21 protein-coding genes are annotated in these 22,501 nt (G+C 74.0%); 11 read left to right on the top strand and 10 right to left on the bottom strand.

The window, feature by feature from the left end:
- Positions 1 to 55: 55 nt before the first annotated feature.
- Positions 56 to 1,663 (bottom strand): D-alanyl-D-alanine carboxypeptidase/D-alanyl-D-alanine-endopeptidase, encoded by a 1,608-nt coding sequence (dacB, locus tag ACIF6L_RS12990; RefSeq protein ID WP_396489195.1) that lies wholly within the window; start codon positions 1,661 to 1,663, stop codon positions 56 to 58.
- A 219-nt stretch (positions 1,664 to 1,882) separates the two neighbouring features.
- On the opposite strand from dacB, the gene ACIF6L_RS12995 reads away from it, so the two are divergent.
- From ACIF6L_RS12995 to ACIF6L_RS13005, 3 genes are all read left to right on the top strand, one after another.
- On the top strand, positions 1,883 to 2,401 hold the full coding sequence (locus ACIF6L_RS12995) for a MarR family winged helix-turn-helix transcriptional regulator (RefSeq protein WP_396489193.1): 519 nt from the start codon (positions 1,883 to 1,885) through the stop codon (positions 2,399 to 2,401).
- Positions 2,402 to 2,589: 188 nt separating this feature from the next.
- Positions 2,590 to 3,054, top strand: coding sequence for a hypothetical protein (locus tag ACIF6L_RS13000; RefSeq protein WP_396489191.1), 465 nt, complete (start codon positions 2,590 to 2,592; stop codon positions 3,052 to 3,054).
- 114 nt (positions 3,055 to 3,168) lie between these two features.
- Entirely contained in the window at positions 3,169 to 4,026 is an 858-nt protein-coding gene (locus ACIF6L_RS13005; RefSeq protein ID WP_396489189.1) for an SDR family oxidoreductase, read from the top strand.
- A gap of 113 nt (positions 4,027 to 4,139) precedes the next feature.
- Here the strand turns inward: ACIF6L_RS13005 and ACIF6L_RS13010 are convergent, their stop codons facing one another.
- Positions 4,140 to 4,655 carry a MarR family transcriptional regulator gene (locus ACIF6L_RS13010; protein WP_329485359.1) on the bottom strand — a complete coding sequence of 172 codons (516 nt, stop codon included), beginning with the start codon at positions 4,653 to 4,655 and terminating at the stop codon, positions 4,140 to 4,142.
- Positions 4,656 to 4,783: 128 nt separating this feature from the next.
- On the opposite strand from ACIF6L_RS13010, the gene ACIF6L_RS13015 reads away from it, so the two are divergent.
- Positions 4,784 to 6,289, top strand: coding sequence for an MFS transporter (locus ACIF6L_RS13015; RefSeq protein WP_396489187.1), 1,506 nt, complete (start codon positions 4,784 to 4,786; stop codon positions 6,287 to 6,289).
- A 150-nt stretch (positions 6,290 to 6,439) separates the two neighbouring features.
- Here ACIF6L_RS13015 and ACIF6L_RS13020 read toward each other — a convergent pair whose 3' ends face one another.
- Positions 6,440 to 7,210 carry an anti-sigma factor domain-containing protein gene (locus tag ACIF6L_RS13020; protein ID WP_396489185.1) on the bottom strand — a complete coding sequence of 257 codons (771 nt, stop codon included), beginning with the start codon at positions 7,208 to 7,210 and terminating at the stop codon, positions 6,440 to 6,442.
- Complete coding sequence (gene sigK, locus ACIF6L_RS13025; RefSeq protein ID WP_359836093.1) at positions 7,207 to 7,791, bottom strand: ECF RNA polymerase sigma factor SigK; 585 nt, start codon at positions 7,789 to 7,791, stop codon at positions 7,207 to 7,209. The genes ACIF6L_RS13020 and sigK overlap by 4 nt, the downstream gene beginning before the upstream one ends.
- 258 nt (positions 7,792 to 8,049) lie before the next feature.
- On the opposite strand from sigK, the gene ACIF6L_RS13030 reads away from it, so the two are divergent.
- Together ACIF6L_RS13030 and ACIF6L_RS13035 are read left to right on the top strand one after the other, a co-directional pair.
- A complete protein-coding gene (locus ACIF6L_RS13030; protein WP_396489182.1) occupies positions 8,050 to 9,624 on the top strand; it encodes a molybdopterin-dependent oxidoreductase in 1,575 nt (524 codons plus the stop codon).
- A gap of 59 nt (positions 9,625 to 9,683) precedes the next feature.
- Positions 9,684 to 10,379, top strand: a complete 696-nt coding sequence (locus tag ACIF6L_RS13035) for a fasciclin domain-containing protein (RefSeq protein WP_352286814.1) — start codon at positions 9,684 to 9,686, stop codon at positions 10,377 to 10,379.
- 352 nt (positions 10,380 to 10,731) lie between these two features.
- Here ACIF6L_RS13035 and ACIF6L_RS13040 read toward each other — a convergent pair whose 3' ends face one another.
- Positions 10,732 to 11,151, bottom strand: a complete 420-nt coding sequence (locus ACIF6L_RS13040; protein WP_359836089.1) for a hypothetical protein — start codon at positions 11,149 to 11,151, stop codon at positions 10,732 to 10,734.
- A 290-nt stretch (positions 11,152 to 11,441) separates the two neighbouring features.
- Here ACIF6L_RS13040 and ACIF6L_RS13045 point away from each other — a divergent pair, with 290 nt between their 5' ends.
- The gene (locus ACIF6L_RS13045; protein WP_396489180.1) at positions 11,442 to 12,056 is read left to right on the top strand and encodes a dihydrofolate reductase family protein; all 615 of its coding nucleotides are present in this window, start codon (positions 11,442 to 11,444) and stop codon (positions 12,054 to 12,056) included.
- Between the two features lie 148 nt (positions 12,057 to 12,204).
- Here the strand turns inward: ACIF6L_RS13045 and ACIF6L_RS13050 are convergent, their stop codons facing one another.
- The 5 genes from ACIF6L_RS13050 to ACIF6L_RS13070 form a co-directional block, all read right to left on the bottom strand.
- Complete coding sequence (locus ACIF6L_RS13050) at positions 12,205 to 12,825, bottom strand: L-threonylcarbamoyladenylate synthase (RefSeq protein ID WP_352286824.1); 621 nt, start codon at positions 12,823 to 12,825, stop codon at positions 12,205 to 12,207.
- Positions 12,826 to 13,072: 247 nt separating this feature from the next.
- Positions 13,073 to 14,176, bottom strand: coding sequence for an o-succinylbenzoate synthase (menC, locus tag ACIF6L_RS13055; protein WP_329485350.1), 1,104 nt, complete (start codon positions 14,174 to 14,176; stop codon positions 13,073 to 13,075).
- Positions 14,173 to 15,018, bottom strand: coding sequence for a GNAT family N-acetyltransferase (locus tag ACIF6L_RS13060; protein WP_396489177.1), 846 nt, complete (start codon positions 15,016 to 15,018; stop codon positions 14,173 to 14,175). Before ACIF6L_RS13060 ends, menC begins: the two co-directional genes overlap by 4 nt.
- Positions 15,015 to 16,097, bottom strand: a complete 1,083-nt coding sequence (locus ACIF6L_RS13065; protein ID WP_396489473.1) for a M20 family metallopeptidase — start codon at positions 16,095 to 16,097, stop codon at positions 15,015 to 15,017. Before ACIF6L_RS13065 ends, ACIF6L_RS13060 begins: the two co-directional genes overlap by 4 nt.
- A 244-nt stretch (positions 16,098 to 16,341) precedes the next feature.
- On the bottom strand, positions 16,342 to 18,045 hold the full coding sequence (locus ACIF6L_RS13070) for a PucR family transcriptional regulator (protein WP_396489175.1): 1,704 nt from the start codon (positions 18,043 to 18,045) through the stop codon (positions 16,342 to 16,344).
- Positions 18,046 to 18,541: 496 nt separating this feature from the next.
- Between ACIF6L_RS13070 and ACIF6L_RS13075 the strand changes: the two genes are divergently transcribed.
- The 4 genes from ACIF6L_RS13075 (at position 18,542) to ACIF6L_RS13090 (ending at position 22,421) form a co-directional block, all read left to right on the top strand.
- Complete coding sequence (locus ACIF6L_RS13075) at positions 18,542 to 19,492, top strand: hypothetical protein (RefSeq protein ID WP_396489173.1); 951 nt, start codon at positions 18,542 to 18,544, stop codon at positions 19,490 to 19,492.
- 345 nt (positions 19,493 to 19,837) lie between these two features.
- Positions 19,838 to 20,566, top strand: coding sequence for a class I SAM-dependent methyltransferase (locus ACIF6L_RS13080; RefSeq protein ID WP_396489171.1), 729 nt, complete (start codon positions 19,838 to 19,840; stop codon positions 20,564 to 20,566).
- A gap of 151 nt (positions 20,567 to 20,717) precedes the next feature.
- A complete protein-coding gene (locus ACIF6L_RS13085) occupies positions 20,718 to 21,002 on the top strand; it encodes a pyrimidine/purine nucleoside phosphorylase (protein WP_359810513.1) in 285 nt (94 codons plus the stop codon).
- A gap of 207 nt (positions 21,003 to 21,209) precedes the next feature.
- The gene (locus ACIF6L_RS13090; RefSeq protein ID WP_396489169.1) at positions 21,210 to 22,421 is read left to right on the top strand and encodes a 4-hydroxybenzoate 3-monooxygenase; all 1,212 of its coding nucleotides are present in this window, start codon (positions 21,210 to 21,212) and stop codon (positions 22,419 to 22,421) included.
- Positions 22,422 to 22,501 lie beyond the last annotated feature (80 nt).

Below are 22,501 nucleotides of genomic sequence, written 5' to 3' on the forward strand. Positions count from 1 at the left end.
CGGCCGTACCCCCGCCGGTCACCGTCCGGCCGGGCCCGCCGGACGGCCTCGGACCTCAGCTGTTGCGTGCCTCGGCCTCCTGCTGCAGCAGGCCCGCGATCCGGGCCAGGTCGTTGATCTCGTCGAGGAAGCCGTCGATGTCGGGCGTGGACGCGCCGTTCACGGCCAGGTAGAAGGTGTTCAGCCGGCCGTGGCCGGCGTCGAGGTAGCCGCCCAGGGTCTGGGCGCCGACGGCGAGCCGCTGGTTGAGCCCGTCCTCGCCGACCACGCTGCCGGGCTTGGCCCAGACCTTGCCCTTGCCGGGGCAGGTGGGGCAGCCGGCGCACGCGCCGGCCAGCGAGCCGTCCACGCCCAGGATCGGCAGCGCGTCGCGGAAGCGGGCGGCCTCCGGGGTGTTCTGCCAGTAGTTCACGATGTCGGTCTCGATCCTCGGGGTGACCCGGTCGACCGGGTTTCCGCCGCGGCCGTCGAGGAGTTGGGCCTGGGTCGGGTCGATCCCGGCCCCGCGCAGGAACTCGTTGAGGACGGGGAAGCCGTCCTCGCACTGGTGGCTGCCCGCGGTCACGGCCATCAGGCAGATGGCCAGGTTGGCGCCGAGGTTGTGGCTGACCTTGAGGATCAGCTTGGCGTACTTCGCGTAGACCGGGGAGACGTAGGCGGCCACCCGCCGGGTGCCGTCGTAGGAGTCCGGCACCTTGTCGCTCGGGTTCGGCCCGGTCGGCGAGGCGGTGACCGTGACGCCCGCGCGGCCGAGGGCCTCGATCAGGGCGGTGCGCCCGAACGCGGCCGGGTCCTGCACCGGGGAGATCCGCAGGGTGGGCGGGGCGTCGGCCGCGATCGTGCCGGAGACGGTGATCCGGGTGCCGTCGGGGGAGGCGGAGACCGTCAGGTCGGTCGGACTGCCCGCCGCGACCGTCCGCACCGTCGACTCGACCTGGTACGGCGCGACCTGGGGACGCCAGGTCAGCTGCGCGCTCTGGCCCGGGGCGGTCGGGGTGGTCAGCAGGTCGATGACGTTGTCGTTGACGATCAGCGGGGTGGGAGTCGGGTCCAGGCCAGGGAAGGAGCTGAAGAGCCGGGTGTCGACGGCGACGTCGCCGTCGATCCGGGTGAGTCCGGCATCACGCACCTGCCGGGCGATCAGGTCGAGCCCGGCCAGCGGGTCCTCGGGGGTGAGGGTCGCGCCGGGCACGTCGTTGGCGTAGGTGTGGTCGATCGGGGTGTAGGAGACCGAGCCGTCCGGCGCGGTGCGGCCACCCATGGTGAGGTCGCCCTGGCCGATCAGGACCAGGTTGCCGTCCAGGGCCGAACCGTTCTGCTGCCCGACGGCCTGCACGGGGGTGGTGAACTCGTGGTCGCCGCCCAGCGCGTGCCAGGCGCCCGAGACGCTGAGCAGCTTGGCCGTCGAGCCGGGGAGGAAGAACTGGTCGGGGAACTGGGAGTGGATGACCTCGCCGGTGGTGCCGTCCCGCTCCAGCAGTCCCCACTGGGCGTGCTCGTAGCCGGGCTTGGCCATGATGGCCCGGATCTCGGCGCTCAGCTCGTCACCGTGCGCGGCGGCCGGCGCGGCGGTGCCGAGCGTCAGCGCGGGGACGAGCACGGTCGCGAGGCTGGTGAGGAGGGCCGCGGCCCGGACGCGGCGACTTCTGGGGGTCGAACTCATGGATCCACCTGTTCTGGGCCGGGTTCCGGCGCCGTCCTGACGGTCGGACATTCCGCGAGACATACCCGGGCGGTGGCCCCGGCCGGTGGGGCCGGAGCGCGGTTCACCCTCCCGCCACACGTCCTGCCGTCACTCCGGGGTCCGGCCGTCGGGTGGCGCCTTTCGGTGAATGCCGGCGGCTCCTTGACGGGCCAAGTCATTAGCTGCCATATTATCTGCATGACGAGGGACGGTAGCGACGGTGAGCAGCCCACGCTGGAGCAGGCCGGATGGCAGCTGCGGCACTACGGGCTGGAGGTCGATCCGCAGGCGGTGCTGGTCGCCGTGCGACTGATCTCCGCGGGCGCGAGAGTCGGCCGGGCGGCCGAGGCGCACTTCGCCCGGTTCGGACTCTCGACGGGCCGCTACCGCCTGCTCTCTGACCTCGAAGGTCACGGGGGAGAGAAGTCCCCCTCGCAGCTGGCGGCCGATCTCGACGTCTCCAGGGCCACGGTCACCGGCCTGCTCGACGGACTCGAACGCGAGGGCCTGGTCGCCAGGCGCCCGTCCACCGAGGACGGGCGCGGCACGGTGGCGGTCCTGACCGCGCGCGGTGCGCAGCGCCTTCGCGACATGGCGCCCGAGCACTTCGGGCGACTGGAGGCGATGGTGGGCGGGCTCACCGTCGAGGAGCGCACGGTGTTCCTGGACCTGCTCTCCCGCGTCGTGCGCGGCAGTTCGGCGCTGACCGCCGACTGACCGCCGACTGACCCCGGCCCATTCGGCCGACCCCGGCCGTAGGCCGGCCCGGGCTCCCGTCCCGTGGACGGGAGCCCTTTTCACGGAGTAGTAATTAGCCAACTAATTACCTGACCGGGATGGGCCCGTCCGGCCGCCCGGTCGAACCCTTTCGCCTTTCGGAACCCGAACGAGAAGAAGAGGCCGACATGCCCGCAACGAAGGACCGAACCGCCCCGAGCCGGGCGGCCGCCCGGCCGTTCGTCCTATGGCGCGAGGTGCTGACCGCCTACGCCGCTCCCGCGTTGACGGCCGGTACCGCGGGGGTGGTCACCGGTCAGGCGGACCTCACGGTGGCGGCCGGCACCTCCATCGCCGGCACCTCCGCCGTGGTGGCGTTCCTGGTCGGCGCCTGGCTGCGGCACGGCGGGCGGCCACGGCGCTGGACCCTCGTCCTGCCGCGGCCCGTGCTGACCGTGCTGCTCGTCGTCGCGACCGCCGGCGTGGCGGCGGGGCTGGGGTGGTTCGTCGCCGCATGGCTGCCGGCGCACACGGCGCTTCCCGCCGCCCCCTGGCTGCGGCGGCTGCGCATCGACCTGCCCGTCTCCGCCGTGCTCGCCACCACCATCGTCACCCTGCGCTGGCGCGGCACCGTCGCGAAGCCCCGGCCGTAGCCGTAATCCGGCCGCAGCCCCGACCGTAGCCCCGGCCCCGGCCGTCACTGAACCAGGCGGCACCCGCCGCCGCGGAATACACCAGGTATGTGAGGACACCCGATGATCGTTGTCATGGGAGCGACCGGAACCACCGGAACCGCCCTGCTCCACAGCCTCCGCGCACTCGACGTACCCGTGCGCGCCCTCACCCGCACCCCGCAGCGGCCGCTCCCCGGCACCGCCGGCCCGCGGCACGACCGGCTCGTCGAGGTCCGGTACGCCGACGCCGGCGACCCCGACTCGCTGCGCGCCGCCTTCGAGGGCGCCGACCAGCTCTTCCTCGCCATGGCCAACAGCCCCGCGCAGGTCGCGCTCGAAACCCGCGTCATCGACATCGCCGTGGTCAGCGGCATCGGACACGTGGTCAAGGTCTCCGCCCCGGCCGCCGAGCCGGACTCGCCCGTCGCGATATCCCGCGGACACCACGCCGTCGAGGCACACCTGCGCGCCTCCGGACTCACCGGCACCGTCCTGCGGCCCTACGCGTTCATGCAGAACCTCCTGCGCCTGGCGCCCGCCGTGGCCGAGGGGGTCGTCCTCGGCGCGATGGGGGAGGCGCCCTGCAACTACGTCGACAGCCGCGACATCGGCGACGTCGCGGCCGCCGTGCTCACCCGCCGTCACCTCGCGGGCGGCACCTACACCCTGACCGGACCGGAGGCCGTCTCCCATCCCGACCTCGCCGCCCGGCTGACCGCGGTGACCGGCCGCCTGATCCGGTACGTCGACCTCGCCCCGGAGGAGATGCGCGACAACCTCGTCCACCGGGCCGGCATGCCCGACTGGCTCGCCGACCACGTCGTGGAGATCCAGCGACTGGCCGTCGCCCGCCCCGAGACACCCACCAGCACCGTCGCCGACGTCCTCGGCCGCTCGCCCCGCACCCTCGACGCCTTCCTGGCCGAACACCGGCACCACTTCGACCGGTAGGCCGCCGGCGGCGCCCGCCCCGGCTCCGCAGCGGTCGCGCCCCGGGGGCCCGACCGCTGCGGACGCTGTGGGTGGATGGCCGGCCCTGGCCGTGACGACGGTCTTCGCCACCCCTAGCCAGCGCCGGCGGTCCCCCGGGGGGAGCCGGGGGGCGGGGCCACCGGGCTCCGCTCGGCGAGGTGGGCGTCCATGGTGGCGTTCAGAGCGGTGATGAACTGCTCGAACTGTTGCAGGAGTTGTGGCGGGTAGGGGGCCATCGCGGCGTCGAGGCGGTGGGCGAGCGGGCCGAAGAACTCGTCCGCCCGCTCCTGGATGTGCGGGCCGCCGCGCAGGGTGACGATGCGCCGGTCGGAGTGCTCGCGGGTGCGGGTGATGTGTCCGGCTGCTTCGAGGCGGTTGAGGAGCGCGGTGGTGGCTCCCGTGGACAGGGAGATGCGCTCGCTCAGCCGGGCCGGTGACAGCGGGGCCCCGCGTTCCTCGGCGGCGGCGATCTCCAGCACCGCGGTCGCGTCGGTGGAGTGCAGGCCCAGCCAGGCGGCGAAGCGCCGGCTGAGCTCGGCGTAGTGGCCGCCATGGATCCGCAGCCCCTCCATCAGCCGCTCGCGCCGCGCCGCGACACCGTCGCCCATCGCTTCCTCCACAGGCACTGCCACCTCGTCTCGCCCGCCGGGCGTCCAGGTGGGCGGCCCGCCTTTGACAACCTACCCCCATCAATTTACCTTCATCATGGAATTACTTCACCATGGAGGTATCCGACGTGCGTGCCCCATCTCCCATCCCTGACAGGACGACCGAGCCCTACCGGTGGCGGTGGCTGATCCTGGCGGTGGTGATCGTCGCGGAGATCATGGATCTCCTGGACGCCTCGATCGTCAACGTTGCCGGGCCGGACCTGGAGAGGTCCCTCGGCGCCGGTTCCGTCGGACTGCAATGGGTGATCGGCGGCTACGCCCTCACCCTGGGCGCCGGCCTCGTGCTCGGCGGCCGGCTCGGCGATCGCTTCGGCCGACGCAGCATGTTCCTGATCGGCTTGGCGACCTTCACCGCGAGCTCCCTGCTGTGCGCGGTCGCGCCGAACATCGAGTCACTGATCGCCTTCCGTCTGCTGCAGGGCACCGCCGGAGCGATGCTGCTGCCCCAGGGCCTGGGCCTGCTGCGGGAGAACTTCTGCGGCCCCGAGCTCACCAAGGTCTTCGCGGTCTTCGGACCGGTCCTCGGCCTGGGCGGCATCATCGGCCCGGTCCTGGGCGGCTTCCTCATCGAGGGCGACTACTTCGACCTGGGTTGGCGGTCGGTGTTCCTGGTCAACCTGCCCATCGGAATCGCGGCACTGGTCGTCGCCGCGAAGTTCGTGCCCAAGAAGGCGGGCGATCGCTCCGTACGGGTCGACATGACCGGCGCCGCGCTGGTCGTGGCGTCCTGCGCCCTGCTGGTGCTGCCGCTCAACCAGGGGCAGGAGAACGGCTGGCCGCTGTGGACATGGCTGTCCATGGCCGCCTCGGCGACCGGTTTCGCCCTCTTCGCCCTCCAGCAGCGCCGCACGGCAGCCGCGGGACGCGAGCCGCTGGTGACCCCGGGCCTGCTTCGCAAGCCGGCCTTCACCGTAGGCCTCGGCGGCATCGCCCTGTTCTTCGGCGGGCTCATCGGCACCCAGCTCGTTCTTACCCTGTTCCTCCAGATCGGCCGGCACTTCACCGCCGGTGAGGCGGGACTGGGCAACCTGCCCCTCGCGGTGGGAACCGCGATCGGCGGCGCGGTCAGCGGCGCGTTCCTCGCGGACAGGATCGGCCGCAAGGTGCTGCAGATCGGACCGCTGGTCCAGCTGGCCGGCGCGGGCGTGCTGTGGTTCGAGCTCGACGGCCTGGACGTGACCTCGTTCTCGATCTGGGACATCGTCCCCGGCGTGGCGGTGGCGGGCATCGGCGCCGGCATGGTGATCGCCGCCCTGTTCAGCTTCATCCTGGCCGCGGTCGACGACCACGAGATCGGTTCCGCCTCCGGTGTCCTGTCGGCGGTCCAGGCGGTCGGCGGTTCCATCGGTGTCGCGGTCTTCGGCTCGGTGTTCTTCGCCCAGGCCAAGGCCGGTGACTTCACCGGCGGCTTCCACCGCACGCTGATCGTCCAGGCCTGCCTGCTGGCCGTCTTCTTCGCGATCACCTTCCTGCTGCCCAAGAAGGGCCGCCCCGAAGAAGAGCAGCACGGCACCGCCACCGCCACCGCGCCCGCCACCGGCTCCGACGCGGAGCGACACCTCACCGCGTGAAGCACAGCTGGTGAGGGCGCCCACGGAAGCCCGCCGAACACCGCCGTCCGCCGCACCGCGGCCGGGTCACCTCCTCCTGACCCGGCCGCGGGCCGGCGGCTCGGCAGACCCCCTCGGCGTGTCCGGCCGCCGGCCCCGGGCGGCCGGGCGTCAGGTCCGCCCCAGCCGCAGGGCCAGCACGGGCTCGCCGGTCGGCCGCACCGACCCGCCGGCGGGCTCCACCGTCAGACCGACGGACCGGGCACCGTCCAGGGGCGCGGTGAGCAGGAGGGCGCCGTCGCCGTCCGGCAGCAGACCGGCCGGGAGGTAGGTGCCCGCGCGGTCGAGCCAGAGTTCGTAGACGCGGCCGGGCCCGGGATCGGGAAGGCCGGTGGCGAGGAACCCGGCCCGGTTGCGGTCGGCCGACCAGACCACGGTGCCGGCACCCGAACCGGCGGTGACGGTGCTCACCCGGGCGTCCGGGGCGGTCAGCAACTCGCCGAAGGCCGCCTGCCGGGCACGCAACTGCCCGGCGTCGGAACGCGCCCGCCGGGCCTGCTCGTGCTGCTGCACGGCGAGGACGCCGAGCGCGGTGGTCGCGGCCAGCGAGGCGGCCAGGGCGAACCGCGGCCAGCGGGCCCGCCGGCGGACGCCGGGCGGCGCGACCCGGGGCGCGGCCGCGCCGGTGTGCCGGGGGAGCGGCGGCAACTGGTGTTCCCGCTCCAGCCGGGCCATCAGCGCCGCCCGCAGCCGCGGCGGTGGCTCGACCGCCTGGGCCGTACCGAGCCGGCTCAGGGCCGCGGCGAAGCCCGCCACCTCCTCCCCGCAGCTCTCGCACCCGCCGAGATGGGCCTCGAAGGCGTCACGTTCGTCCGCGTCGAGGGAGTGCAGCGCGTACGCGCCGGTGAGCAGGTGGAGATCACTGTCGGCGGGGGCGGTCATGATCCGGCTCCCAGGCAGTCGCGCAGGCGGATGAGACCGTCGCGCATCCGGGTCTTGACGGTGCCCAACGGGGTGCTCAGCCGTTCGGCGACCTCCCGGTGGGTCAGGCCCTGGTAGAACGCCAGCAGGACGGACTCGCGCTGCAGATCGGTCAGGCGCCGCAGGCAGTGCCGGACCTGTTGTCGCTCCATCCTGGTACCGGCTCCTTCGGCGGCCTCGTCGAAGGGCGTCTCCCGGCTGCCGGCGGCCACCGTCCGGTCGCGGTCGGCCGCCGCCTCGCAGTGCCGGACCCGGTCCACGGCACGGTGGTGGGCGATGGTCATCACCCAGGGCAGTACCTCCCCGCGCAGCGGGTCGTAGCGGGCCGCGCCGCGCCACACCTCCAGCATCACGTCCTGCGTCACCTCCTCCGACTGGGCCTCGTCCCGAAGGATCCGGCGAACCAGGCCGAACACCGGGCCGGCCACCGCGTCGTACAGCCGGGCGAACGCCTCGTGATCACCGGCGGCGACGAGCGCCATCACCGCCTTGAGGTCGCCCGGCGGCTCGGAGCGGCCGGGCAGGAAGGCGACGGCGGTCACCTGCCACGCCCCCGCGATCCGCAACTCCGGTGACCGGCCGGGCGGACGCACCGGCGAGGCGTACCGGCCGGACGGTCGCGTGCGGCAGGCACGGCGACCGCCCGGGCCTGGTTCGGGGCTTCAGGAATGTCGTTCATCGGTCGCACGGTATTCGCCCCCGGCAGGCCGGCGGATTGCCTTCGGACGGATCCGGTCGCCCCCCTCACCCGATCGAGTGAACCCGGGCGACGGACCCATCCGCCGCGCCGAGCCGACCGAATGGGGAGTGTGAGCAACGATGTGACCACCCGACGCGCCGGGCGCCGCGACCGTGCCGGAGCGCTGCCGGCCCTGATGGCGTTCGGCGCGGCCGCCACCTGCGCGGCCCTCGCCGTCGGCGAGACGGCGGCGGCCCTCCTGCGCCCGCAGGCGGCCCCGGTGATCGCGATCGGCTCGGCCGCGATCGACCTCGCGCCCACCGCGGTCAAGGAGTGGGCGGTGCGCTCCTTCGGCACCTCCGACAAGACCGTGCTCCTCACCGGGATCTACACCGTCATGGCACTGCTCGCCGTCGCCCTGGGGCCCGTGGCGGCCCGCCACCGCGCCGCGGCCGTCGTCCTGCCGGCCGCCTTCGGCGCGCTCGGCGTCTGGGCGGCACTCGCCCGCCCGGGCGCACGGCCCGTCGACGCCCTGCCCTCGGTGGCGGCCGCGCTGGCCGCCGCCGCTGTCCTGCTCGTCCTGCTGCCCCGCCGGACCGCCGGACGACGGCCCCCCGTCCCGGGCAGTCCGGGGCGCCGGGAGGTCCTGACCGCGGGCGCCGTCGTCGCGCTCTCGGCCGGTCTCGGCCCGGGCGCCCGGTACCTGTCCGACCGGCGGACCGACGTCGGCGCCGCCCGCGCGGCCGTCGTCCTCCCGCCACCGGCCCGCCCCCTGCCGGCGCTGCCGCCCGCCGCCGGGCCACGGATCCCCGGACTCCCACCGCTGCGCACGCCGACCGCCGACTTCTACCGCGTCGACACGGCCCTGACCCTGCCCCGGATCGACCCGCGCGACTGGACGCTGCGGATCCACGGCCTGGTCGACCGGCCCCTGGAACTGTCCTTCGACGAGCTGCTCGCGCTGCCGATGGAGGAACTCGACCACACCCTGACCTGCGTCTCCAACGAGGTCGGCGGCCCGTACGCGGGCACCACCCGCTGGCTCGGGGTCTCGCTGCCGGGCCTGCTGCGCCGGGCCGGTCTGCGGACCGGTGCGGAGCAGCTGCTCGGCCGCTCCGAGGACGGCATGACCATCGGCACACCCGTGGCGTCGGTCCTGGACGGCCGCGCCGCCCTGCTGGCGATCGGCATGGACGGCGCGCCGCTGCCCGTCGAACACGGCTTCCCCTGCCGCACCGTCGTCCCGGGCCTCTACGGCTACACCTCCGCCACCAAGTGGCTGGTCGACCTGGAGGTCACCACCTTCGCCGCCCGCGACCCGTACTGGGTGCAGCGCGGCTGGGACCGCACCGGCGAGGTGCGCACCGCCTCCCGCATCGACGTTCCCGCCGCCTTCGCACGGGTGCCGGGCGGGGACGTCACCGTCGCCGGCACGGCCTGGGCGACCCACCGCGGCGTCGCCGCCGTCGAGGTCCGCGTCGACGGCGGGCCCTGGCAGGAGGCGGTGCTCGCCGCCGACGCCGGGCCCGACGTGTGGCGGCAGTGGCACCACACCTGGCGCTCGGCCGCGCCCGGTACGCACCGCCTGGAGGTCCGCGCCACCGACGCGACCGGGGCCGTCCAGGAGGAGACCCGCAGACCACCCTTCCCGGCCGGTGCGACGGGCTGGCACAGCACCGTCGTCACCGTCCTGTGAACCGTCCGACCCCCGCTCCGAGCGGGACGGCACCATCCATCCGAAAGAGAAAGAAACCGATGACCACCATCCTGCGCCGCAAGCCCGTCACCGCCCTGCTCGTCGGCGGCGTCCTCGCCGCCACGCTCACCGCCTGCGGGGGCGACGACAGCTCCACGGCGGCCGGCCCGGCGCCGACCGCGGCGGCCGCGACCACCGGGGCCGCTAACCCGGTACCCGTGCCGGACTCCCCGGCCGCCCAGAGCACGGCCGGGGCGAGCACGGCCGGACAGGCGATGACCGGGCAGCCGTTCGGCGTCGCCTGCACCGCCGTCCCCAAGGACGGCGCCGGCTCCTTCACGGGCATGGCCGCCGACCCGGTCGCCACCGCCGCCTCCAACAACCCGCTGCTCTCCACCCTCGTCACCGCGGTCAAGAAGGCCGGTCTCGTCGACACCCTCAACTCCGCGAAGAACATCACCGTCTTCGCCCCCACCAACGACGCCTTCGCCAAGCTGCCCAAGGCCGACCTCGACGCCGTCCTCGCCGACAAGGACAAGCTCACCAAGATCCTCACCTACCACGTCGTCCCGCAGCGCCTGGCCCCGACGGCCCTGACCGGCGCGCACAAGACCCTGGAGGCCGACGAGGTCACCGTCACGGGTGCCACGCCCGAGTTCGCCGTCAACGGGTCCGCCAAGGTCCTCTGCGGGAACGTGCAGACCGCCAACGCCACCGTCTACATCGTCGACACCGTGCTGATGCCCGCCTCCTGACCCTTCGGCGCCCCACCGACCGCGGTCCCCGGCCCCATGCCCCAGGGCCGGGGGCCGCGTCCACCGGGCGAACGGCCCCTCACTCGTGCGGCCCGGCCTCCAGCGCGGCCCGCAACGATCCGGGTCCCGGTGCGGAGGCCGGTGAACGTCGGGGGCGGCGGCCCTCCGTGAGACCGCCCGGCAGCCGAAACGACGAACTCCCCGCCGGACACCGGGCGGGGAGATCGTCGCCAGGGCACGGCCGGCGGCGCGATGGCACGACGACGCGGCTCGGCCACGGCCCTGCCGCGGCTCGCCGCCGACGTCGACACGCGCACGCTCGCATGCCCGACGGGCGGGGAGAGTCGGGGTGCTAGGCGATCCGGGCCCAGGCCGTCCAGCTGCCGTTCGCGGCGTGGCCCCGGGCCCAGAGGCCGCCGTCCGTGCCCCTCGCGCCGACCTCGAACTGGCCCCCGCCCGTGTCCGAGGCGATGATGCCGACGCCACCGATCAGGTAGCCGCCCAGGGACGTCCAAGCGGTCTTCTTGCCGGCCGCGCTGCTCGAACGCGTCCACACGGCGTGGTCGGTGCCGATGACGAACACCTGTCGGCGACCGTCCCGGTAGCCGTACTCGGCCATGCCGGGCTGGCCGAACTCGCCGCCGCAGAGGTACTCGCCGCCCCAGGCCGGGCTGGTGCAGTGCATCGGCTCCGCCACCGCGCTGGCGGGCGCGGCCATCGACGCGACACCGGCGAGAACGGCGGCGGCCACCGCCGTCTTGATCTTCTTCACGGGTACTCCTCAGTAGCGCGGACCGGAGCCGCCCGTCCGGCGGACGGCTTCCTCTGTCGAGGTGACGGCTGCTCAGGTCCGAGGGGTTCACCGGGCCTTCGCGGGGTGCGCGTTCGCGCAACCGCACGGTGCCGCCGGGGCAGGCCGTGGCTCGCCTCCCCGTCGCCCGCCCGCCCGTCGCCCGTCCCGGGTCGGCGAACCCCGAGCGCGTCCTGTTGAGAGCGAGTGGCGTGCGTCACATACTGCGGCATGACGGATGAGTGCAGGCGGCAGATGGAGTCCACCTCGACATGACACGAATCATCGCGGACATCTCGGTCTCCCTCGACGGCTTCGTCACCGGACCGGACCCGGGCCCGGACAGCGGGCTGGGCACCGGTGGCGAGGCGCTGCACACCTGGGCGTTCTCCGACGACCCCGACGACCGTCGGCTCCTGCGCGAGGCGACCGGCCGTTCGGGCGCCGTCATCCTCGGCCGCCGGCTCTTCGACCTGGTCGACGGGCCGCACGGCTGGGACGACGAGACCGGCTACGGTGCCGCGGAGGTCGGCAAACCTGCGTTCGTCGTCGTGACGAGCTCGCGGCCGGAGTCCGTCCGACTCGGCGCCCTCGACTGGACGTTCGTCACCACCGGTCTGCCCGATGCCGTCACCGCCGCGCGCCGGCACGCCGAGGCGGCTTCCGCGAGCAGCGGCCGGGACCTCGACGTCGTCCTGATGGGCGGGGGCGCCCTGATCCGCTCGGCGCTGGACGCCGGCCTGGTCGACCTGCTGTCGCTGCACCTGGCCCCCGTCCTGCTGGGCGCCGGCACACCCCTGTTCACCGGCGCGGTACCGCGCACCCTGGTACAGCGGAGCGTCCTCGCGACATCGACCGCGACGCACGTGACCTACGACGTCCACTGACGGCGCGTTCCCCAGGCGCCCGGCCGGCCGCGGGAGGGACCGGAGTACCGGTCCCTCCCGTGCCCCGACGTCGCCAGCCGCTCGTCGGCCCGCTCTCAGCCCCCGGCGAACCGGCCCCGGACCCCCCGGGCGGCCCGTGGCCGGGGCGTCACTCGAAGCGCGCGGGGTCGCCGGCGCCGCGCCGGACGATCTCCGCCTCGCCGCTGGAGAAGTCGACGACCGTCGTCGGTTCCGTGCCGCAGTCGCCGGAGTCCACCACGGCGTCCAGCACGTGGTCGAGGCGCTCCTTGATCTCCCACCCCTGGGTCAGGGGCTCGTCCTCGCCGGGCAGGAGCAGGGTGCTGGAGAGAAGGGGCTCGCCGAGTTCGGCGAGGAGTGCCTGCGTGACGACGTGGTCGGGGATCCTGACCCCCACCGTCTTCTTCTTCGGGTGCATCAGCCGGCGCGGGACCTCCTTGGTGGCGGGGAGGATGAAGGTGTAGCTGCCCGGCGTCGCCGCCTTGATGGCGCGGAAGACGGCGTTGTCGATGTGGACGAACTGGCCCAGCTGGGCGAAGTTCTCGCACATCAGGGTGAAGTGGTGGCGGTCGTCGAGCCGCCGGATCGTCCGGATCCGTTCGAGGCCCTCGGTGTTGCCCATGCGGCAGCCGAGGGCGAAACAGGAGTCGGTCGGGTACGCGATCAGGGACCCGGAACGGAGGCTCTCGGCCACCGTGCCGATGGTGCGGGCCTGCGGGGTCTGCGGGTGAACGTCGAAGTACTTCGCCATTGGCCGACCCTACGGGATCCACGGCCCGCCCCGCGCCCGGCCCGCGCCGGAGGCCGGAGTCTTCCTCGGCAGCCGGCGCGGGCCGGGCGCACGTGCGCTCCTTCCGGAGGGCGGCCCGGGGCCCCGGCAGGACACGGTCGCGACGCGGCGGGGGGGGGGGGGGGGGGGGGGGGGGGGGCGGCCCCCCCCCCCCCCCCCCCCCGCCGGTCGTCGCGGCCGATCGGCCGGACACCCTCCCCGCGTTCGGTTACAGGGCGATCCACTCGGTGGAGGTGGTGACCTCCTTCAGGAGGTCGGGCAGCGGTTCGACGCCGAGGCCGGGGCCGGTGGGGACGGCGAGGTGGCCGTCGGCGAGGACGAACGGCTCGGTGATGTCGGTGGCGAAGTAGCGGTGGGAGCCGGAGGTGTCGCCGGGCAGGGTGAAGCCGGGGAGGGCGGCGAGGGCGACGTTGGCGGCCCGGCCGATGCCGGTCTCCAGCATGCCGCCGCACCAGACGGGTATGCCGTGGGCGCGCGCCAGGTCGTGGATGCGGCGGGCCTCCAGGTAGCCGCCGACCCGGGCCGGCTTGATGTTGATGACGGAGCACGAGCCGAGCGAGATGGCGGCGGCGGCGTCCGCGGCGGATTCGATGGATTCGTCGAGGCAGATCGGGGTCCTCAGCAGATCGGCCAGCCGGGCGTGCTGCACGAGGTCGTCGTTGGCGAGCGGCTGCTCGATCAGGAGCAGGTCGAACGCGTCGAGTTCGGCGAGCTGCCGGGCGTCGACGAGGGTGTAGGCGGCGTTGGCGTCGACCTGCAGGAGGAGGTCGTCGCCGAAGCGCTCGCGGACCGCACGGACCGGCTCGACGTCCCAGCCGGGCTCGATCTTCAGCTTGATCCGGGCGTAGCCCTCGGCGACGTAGCCGTCGACGGCGTCCAGGAGTTCGGGGATCGAGTCCATGATGCCGACCGAGACCCCGCAGGGGACCTTGTCGCGGGAGGCGCCGAGGTACTGGGCGAAGGACTCGCCCGATGCCCGGAGCTGCGCGTCCAGGACGGCGGTCTCCAGGGCCGACTTGGCCATCCGGTGGCCGGTGAAGGGCTCCAGCACCCGGCCGACGGTGTGGGCGTCGATGCCGTCCTTGGGCAGCGCGGGGACGAGGAACCGGCGCAGGACGTCCTGGACGCCGTCGACGTACTCGGAGCAGTAGCGCGGCTCGGACATCGCGGCGCACTCGGCCCAGCCCTCGCCGTCGGCGGTCTCGACGCGGACCAGCAGGACGTCGCGGCCGGTCTCGGTGCCGAAGGAGGTGCGGAACGGAGAAACGAGCGGCAGCTGGATCCGGCGGAGTTCGATCCCGGAGATCTTCATGACTGGTGGCTCCTGGCGAGGGTCGGGGTGGGGGTCGTGGTCAGGGTCGTCCGCGGGGCGGTGGCGCCGGTGCGTCGGACGAGGTAGGAGCGCCGGTCGTGGAGGCCGGTGACCCGGGCACCGTCGGCGAGCAGCTCGCCCAGGGTGTGGCGGACGGCCAGTCGCCAGGCCCGGGCCGCGCCGGGGTCGGTGCGGCGCAGCGACTCGATGTCCTCGGGGAGGTCGATGAGGACGCACTCGGCGTCGATCGGGCCGGTCTCGGGCCGGCCGTCGCGGTCGCGGACGGCGTGAGCGGTGCCGGGCGGCGCGGTGCCGGGCGGGCAGGTGCCGGCGACGGTCGCGGTGACCGGCGGGGCGCTCAGGTCCCAGGTCGCCAGGACGCGGTCGGAGTCGTCGCCGCCGTTGATGGCGTCGTCCATGCGGCCGTAGAAGGACTCCAGGTACTCGGTGGGCCGGGCGCCGAGTTTGACGAGGTTGAAGTAGGCGTTGCGGCGGATCAGCGGGTCGTAGGTCCAGGTGATGCGCCGCAGTCCGCGCTCGAGTGCCCACCGGCGCTGGTGGAGCTTCAGCGCCAGGCCGATGCCGCGGCCGGGGGCGGCGCCGGTGATGTGGGAGTGCAGGGTGGTGCCGGGCGGGGTGGCGAGGAAGGCGATCGACGCCCCGACCAGGTGGCCGTCCCGGTACGCGCCGGCCACGTAGTTGCCGGCGTGTGCGAGGGCGCGCATCACCTCGACCGGGACGGGTGTGCCGCCGCTGTCGGTGCGCCAGATGTCGGCGTAGAGGCGCTTCACGTCCTCGAAGTCCTTGAGGTCGTGGAGTTCGCGTACCTGGAACGCGGTCATTGCAGGGCTCCGGTGAGGTGGGCCAGGAGGCGGGCGCGGTGCGGCATCTCGGCGGTGCGGACGTGTTCGTGGTCGGCGTGGGCGCCGTCGCCGACGGCTCCGAGGCCGTCGAGGGTGGGGCATCCGACGCCGGCGGTGTAGTTGCCGTCGGAGGCCCCGCCGACGGCGGCCTGCCGCAGGGGAGGGAGCCCGAGCGCGGCGGCCTGCTCGGCCGCCAACGTGAACAGCGCGGCCGAGGCGGTGGCGTCCAGGGGCGGGCGGTTGGGGCCGCCCCGGAGGTCGAGGCGCGCGCCGGGCAGGTGGGGCCGGAGCGTGTGCACGAGGTGGTCGACCGTCTCCTGCGCCGCGGTGCTGGGGACCCGGACGTCGATGTTGAGGTCGGCCCGGGCCGGGACGGTGTTGTTCGTGGTGCCCGCGGACAGGAGGGTCGGGGTGACGGTGGTGCCGGGCCCGGTCCGCCCGACCACGGTGTCGGCGATGTCCTGCAGCGCGAGGACCTGGCGGGCGAGTTCGACGGCCGCGTTGACGCCCTTCTGCGGTTCGAGTCCGGAGTGCGCGGCGCGGCCGTGCACGGTGAGGTCGTAGATCGACACGCCCTTGCGGGCGGTCTTCAGCGCTCCGCCGTCGGCGGAGGGCTCGGCGACGAGGGCCGCGGAGCAGCGGCGGGCGGTCTCCTCGACGAGGGTGCGCGAGGTGGCGGAGCCGACCTCCTCGTCGCCGGTGACGAGCACGCAGATCCCGTCGAGCGTGGGGAGGGAGGCGAGGGCGTGGAACATCTGGACCAGGCCGGCCTTCATGTCGAAGACGCCGGGTCCGCGCGCGATGCCGTCCGCCACGGACCACGGGTGGGTCCTGAGCGAGCCGACCGGCCAGACGGTGTCGTGGTGGCCGAGCAGTAGGACGCGGGGCGTTCCGAAGGTCCACTGGACGTGGGTGACGCCGCCGTTCACCAGCAGCCGGGCGGGGGCGCCGAGCAGGCGGGCCCCCTGGGCGGCGACGACCCGGGCGCTGCGGGCCACCGCCTGGTGGTCGGCGGAGTACGACTCGCAGGTCACGAGCTCTTCCAGGTCGGCGAGCATCGCGTCGAGCTCCGGCGCGAGGTCTGCGGGCGGGGGCGCGGGCAGGGGCGGGGTTCCGAGGTCGGCCGGCACGGGAGGGTCCTCCTGGGGTGGGGTGACACCCACGCTAGGCAGCGCCGACGGCCGCGCGTTCGTCGTCCCGTCACAACGTGGACGGCCCGTTCGTACGCGGGACCCAAGAGCCCGGACGCCGCGGTGCGCCGGACAGGGCGCCGGAGGCGGCAGCGCCCGGGCACCCGGGCGGTCAGCCGGAGCCGGTGGCGCCCGCTCCTGAGGCGGGGTCCGCACCACCGCGCTGCGAGGGCATCAGGCGCAGCTGCAGCATCGCCGCGAACCGGGCGGCCGGGTCCTGTAGGTCCAGGCACCCCACCTCGGCCACCCGGCGGATCCGGTAGCGGAAGGTGTTGGGGTGGACGTACACGCTCGCCGAGGCGGCGATCACGTCGCCGAAGGCGTCCAGCCACGCCCGCAGTGTCTCGACGAGGTGGGCGTTGTGCTTGGCGTCGTAGGCCACCAACCGGGCCAGTGGCGAGGACAGTTCGTCGCCGTGGGTGGCGGCGAGGTCGCGCAGCTCCAGCAGCAGCGCGTCGGTGTTGACGTCCGTGATCGACGCGACCCCCGCGCCCGACCGCCGCTCGAACAGCACCCGCAGCGCGCGGTCGGCGTTCGTCCTGGACCGCGCCAGGGCGGTGGACTCCTCCGCCACCGACCCGATGCCGATGACCGCGCCCGTCCGGTTCCCGGTCCGCTCCAGGAAGTCCGAGGCCACCTGTACGGCACGCTCGCGCCGATGGGCCGCCCCGCCCCGCACCGGGAACAGCGCGTAGGCCACGTCGCCCAGGAGGGCCACCGCCGAACGCGGCTGGACGGCGGTGAGGTGGATGGCCAGCGCGCCGGCCAGGCGCTGCCGCTCCGCCGTGACGTGGGCGTGGTCCTCACCCGGGAGGTGTGCCAGCCCCAGGGCCATGACGAGGGTCGGCTCGTTCGCCAGTCCCAGCCGGCCGAGCGCGTCGGGCGCGCCGGCCCCGCCCTCCAGCACGGTGGTGACCAGGTCGGTGCGCAGCCGGTTCTCGGCGTCGGCCCCGGCGCGGTGGCGCAGCATGTGCAGGGCGACGAGCTTCGCGGCGTCCTTGAACGCGGCCTCCCTGGCGGGGGTGAGCGGTTCGCGGACCGCGGCCCACACCGAGCCGAGCACCTCGTCGCCCGCCCGTACCGCGATCGCCACGCGCGGCAGTGCCGTCTCGCCCTCGCCGACCGCCGCCGGTGCGATCCGCACCGGGTCCTCGCTGCGGTAGATCTCCCGGAAGACGCCGCGGCTCTCCATGAGCCGCACGTACCGGTCGGGGACCTGGCGGGCCAGGATGGTGGCCACCCGGGCGGGGTCCGCTTCGTCCTGGCGGCCGGAGAAGGCCAGGATGCGCTGGCAGCGGTCCTCGATGGTGATGGGCGCGTCCAGCAGGGTGGCGACGGCGTTCGCCAGGGCGAACAGGTCGCCCGAGGGCACCCCTCCCAGGGTCTGCCCGCCGCTGTCCCCGATGTCGCCCTCGGCCAGCAGGGTGCGCAGCATCGCCGCCAACTGGGCCCAGGAGGCGCCGCGGGTCAGGGCGAGCAGGGGTATCCCGGTCTCGGACACCGCCCGCGCGAGTGCCTCGCCGTCCTCGCCCGGCTCGCTCCCGACCGGCCCGCCCCTCCCGGGCCCCCGTACGACCAGGGCCGCGACGCGGTGGGTCGCCAGTTCGTGCAGCAGCCGGACGATCTCCTCGGAGCCCCGGACGCCGGCCCCGAGCACGATGGCCCGCGGCGGGTACTGCTGCTCGTCGTACGGGTCGTGGATCCCCACGCCGCCGATCTCCGGGGCCAGGCCGACGTCGCCGTGCAGCAGGTCGAGCAGCGTGGGGCCGAGGTCCCGCAGTACCCGGCCCAGGCCGCCGGCGGAGTGCGTCGCCATGTGCCTGATCATCTCCGCAGGTTAGGGGCCTGACCGCGCCCCCGGCTCGGTACCCGCGGACAAGGCTAAGCCCCCGCGTTCGTCGCCCGCGACGAACGCGGGGGTGGGCTGTTCGACGGGTCCGGTGCCGGCACCGGCCCGACCGACGGTGTCAGCCCTTGCCACCGGCCTTCAGGACCTCGGCCGCGGCCACGCCGGCCGCGCTGTTGCCGTGGCCGCCGACCGGCGGCGGGGAGGCCTCCCTTCGTATGCGCAAGGGCGCCATCGGTGTCGCCAGAGGGCCCTCGGGGTGTCGCGGCCGATCGGCGGCGAGGCCTGTCCGCGGGTGGCGTCGCGGGGCCCGTGCGGCACCGGTCGCCGTCCAGCGGGTATCCCAGAAGGCTGGGATACCGGCCTTGGCTGCGTACGGACAAACTGGCCCGTGGCCGGCCACTGCGAAGGGGGCGTTCCGCGCAGGATCCGGCTTTCCCCGTACCGACGGCTTCCGGAGGCACTCTTGCTCGTATCCCTCAGGCGTACCCTGCTCGCGATCCTGCTCGCCCTCACCGGGCTGCTCCTGCTGCCGGGCGGCGCGTCCGCCGACACCCCGGCGTCGGTCCTGTTCAACCAGTACTCCCAGCGCTGCCCCGACGCGAGGTCGGGGATCCAGGACATGCACCCCTGCGCGCCGTCCGACAGCCCCGGTATGTGGGTGATCAAGCGCGTCGCGGGCTACCCCGAGCGGTTCACCGTCACCACCAGCAGCCCGGACGGCGTCCTCTGTCTGACGGCCGACGACCTGCCGATGACCACCGGCTGTGTGGCCGGCTACACCAGGCAGCAGTGGGAGATCACCCCGTTCGAGGCGGAGCCGGCCCTGTACGACCTGGTCGGCCTGCGGCTGAAGAACGTGGGCACGTCGGACTGCCTGGACAACTCGCGCAAGAACTTCGGCGGCTGGAAGCTGGTCCTGAGGGGCTGTGACGGCGGCAGTTACCAGCAGTGGGACGTCTACCGCAGCACCTACGACGCGGTCTTCCACGCTCCTCCGGGCCAGCACAAGGGCATGACCTGGGGCACCCTGGAGCAGCGCGCCGACAACGTGGTGCACGTCGGCTTCGACAACCTGACCAACAGCGACCCGTACAACGGTGACACCGCGGCGAACGCCGTGCTGCCGGTGCTCTGCATCAAGCAGGACGGCCGCCCCGCTCCGGCGGGCGTCCCCACCAGCGGCTTCCACAGCTGGGCCGGCGGCGAGGTGAAGGTCACCCCGGCGCTGCCCGGCTACGAGCTGACCAGCCGCGCCGTCGCCGACCAGAAGTGCGCGACCGCCTTCGGCGCCGGCTTCCGGATGGCCGAGTTCCACGACGGCACCGGCTGGGGTCTGTGGGCCAACGGCACCCTGCCCGCCAACACCCGCTTCTGGACCGCCATCAGCGGCCAGTCGGCCAACCCCTGGGACTGACCCACCGGCCCCGGAGGGCGGGCGCCGACGACGGCGCCCGCCCTCCGGGGCGCCGCCGTGCCCGGCCCGCCGGGGAGATGTTCATGTCGGTGCCCGAAGAGGGACCCCGAGGCGATCTGGATCACTCTCGCCAAGAAGGAGATCTACGACACCGTCACCTGGTAGCACACCCGCCCCCCCGGCAGGTCGTCACGCCGGAAGGTGCCGAGCACCTCGGCGAGGCAGGCCCCACTCCGCTCGGGCCGCCAGTGCCGGGCGGCCGGATTGCGCGGACAAGCCGTGCGCCGACGGCGCGGCGCGTGCCAGGATCTCGGCATGTCTGGTCGTGCGTTGAGTTTCGGGGCAGTGGCGCAAGCCTACGAACGGTTCCGCCCGGGGTACCCCGAGGAACTCCTCGACCTGGTGGCGGCCTACGCGGGCCGGCCGGTGCGGACCGCGCTGGAGATCGGCGCCGGGACGGGCAAGGCGACCCGCCTGTTCGCCCGGCCGGGCGTGACGGTCACCGCCACGGAGCCCGACGAGGGCATGCTCGCCGAGCTGCGCAAGCACGTGCCGGCCGGTGTCCGGACGGTGCGGGCCGCGTTCGAGGACGTGCGGCCGGGGGAGCGCTACGGACTGGTCTACGCCGCGGCGGCGCTGCACTGGACGAGGCCGGAGGGCCGGTGGTCGCACATGGCCGCGCTGGTGGAGCCCGGCGGCGTGTTCGCCTCGTTCGGCGGGCCGACCGAACTCGTCGACCCGTCCGTGGAGGAGGCCGTGCGTGCCGCGCGGGCGCCGTTCCTGGACCGCGACGACGTACCGCCCCCGGACGAGGAGCCGGACATGCGGTGGCCGGGTACGGAGCTGCGGCGGTCCGCGTGGTTCACCGACGTCCGACAGTCGGTGATCGAACGGCGCCTGAGCATGAGCGCGCGCGACTACGTGGGCCTGCTCTCGACGATCTCGGCGTACCTCGTGCTGGCGCCGGGGGACCGGGAGCTGTTGTTCGGCCGGCTGCTGCGGGTGCTGCCCGGGACGGTCGAGATCGCCGCCGACATCACTGTCCATCTCGCACGCCGGTGCCACGAGCAGTGATTCCGGGGGCGTGATCACCCGCGGGTGGGGGCCGTGGGCGCGTGGGCACCCCGTCTTCTCGGAGAAACGGCCGCTCTCGCTAGCCTTGCCCACCGGGTGCCGGCGCGACGAGCCGGCCGCCCGGCTCCGCCCGTCTCCCAGGAGGACCCCCATGTTCAAGGTCAACGAGTACTTCGACGGCACGGTCAAGTCGATCGCCTTCACCACGGAGGACGGTCCCGCGACCATCGGCGTCATGGCCCCCGGGGAGTACGAGTTCGGCACCGCCGCCCGCGAGGTCATGCACGTGGTCAACGGCGCGCTGACCGTCAGGCTGCCCGGCGCCGAGGGCTGGGAGACCTTCCGGACCGGCGAGCGCTTCGACGTCCCGGCGGACAGCAAGTTCCAGCTCAAGGTCGAAGCCGACACGGCCTACCTCTGCGAGTACCGCGACTGACACCGCCCCGGACCACCCGTTCCGGCGGAGCGGCAACGGCGGTCCCTCCCCCGGGGGCGCCGCCGTTGCCGCACGATTTCCTCGCGACGGCGAATATGACGGCCACGCGCCGATTTCTGTGGCTGGCGTAAAGATTGTCATCCTATTGGCCAATTCGGGTTACCGGCGCCATGGCGGTCGCAGATCGGTGACTATGATCCACTTCTTGTGACGAACAGTCAGAGCGACATAACAGCAGTGCAGTCGGCCGATGTCGTGATCCTCGGGGCGGGGCCGGCCGGTCTCCTGCTGGCCAACCTGCTCCAGCGCGGCGGGATCGACTGCGTGGTCCTGGAACGCACCGACCGCACCCGCGTACAGACCCGGGCGCGCGCGGGCTTCCTCGCCCCCAGCACCCTGCGGATCCTGGACCGCCACGGCCTGGCCGAAGGCCTGCACCGCAACGGCAAGCAGCACGGCGCCTGCGAATTCCGCACCGCCGAAGGCCGCTTCCGTCTGGACTACGGCAGCCTCGGCCGGCGCGAACCGCACACCGTCTACCCCCAGCAGTACCTGGTCACCGACCTGCTGACGTCCTACCTGGAGGCAGGCGGGCGGGTGCACTTCGAGACCGAGGCGCTCGCCGTGCACGACACGGGCACCACCCGCCCCACCGTGGCCGTACGGGAGGCGGACGGCCGCCTCGCCCGGTGGCAGGCCAGGTACGTGGCCGGCTGCGACGGCCGGCACGGCGCGGCCCGGCGCTCCCTGCCGCCCGGCGCCGTACGCCACCACCGGGACCACGGGATCTCCTGGCTCGGCCTGCTCGCCGAGGCGCCGCCGAGCCTGGACGCCGTGGGCTACGCCGTCCACGACCGCGGCTTCGCCGGGCACATGGCCCGCACCCCGGAGGTCACCCGCTACTACCTGCAGTGCGAGCGCGGCACCGCGACCGGAGACTGGTCCGACGGGCGGATTTGGGACGAACTCGAAACGCGGATGTACGCCGCCGAGCACGGACCACTGCACCGCGGCCGGATCCTCGAACGCGGGGTCGTCGACTTCGAGTCCGACGTCATCGAACCGCTGCGCCACGGATCGCTCCTGCTGGCCGGGGACGCCGCGAGCCTGATCAGCCCGTCCGCCGCCAAGGGCGCCAACCTGGCCGTCCTGGAAGCGGAACTCCTTGCCCGGGCCCTGATCGCCGACCTCGCGCACGGCGACTCCGAGGCGCTGGACCGGTACTCGCGGCAGGCCCTGGAGCACATCTGGCGGGCGCAGGAGTTCTCGCTCTGGATGATCCGGCTGCTCCACCGCGAGCCCGCCGCTCCCATAGGCGAATCGTTCTTCCACGAATCCTTGCGCCGCTCGCGCCTCGAATCCCTGCGCACCTCGCGCTCCCACCAGGACTGGTTCGCCGAGAGCTACACCGGCGTCTGAGCCCTCCCGCTCCACCCCGCTCCGCCCGGCCCCGCGCCGGCCGACCCCGCTCCGCCCGACCTCGTTGTGCCCGGCCCCGC

This window comes from Kitasatospora sp. NPDC086009 (assembly GCF_044540385.1).
GTDB lineage: Bacteria > Actinomycetota > Actinomycetes > Streptomycetales > Streptomycetaceae > Kitasatospora.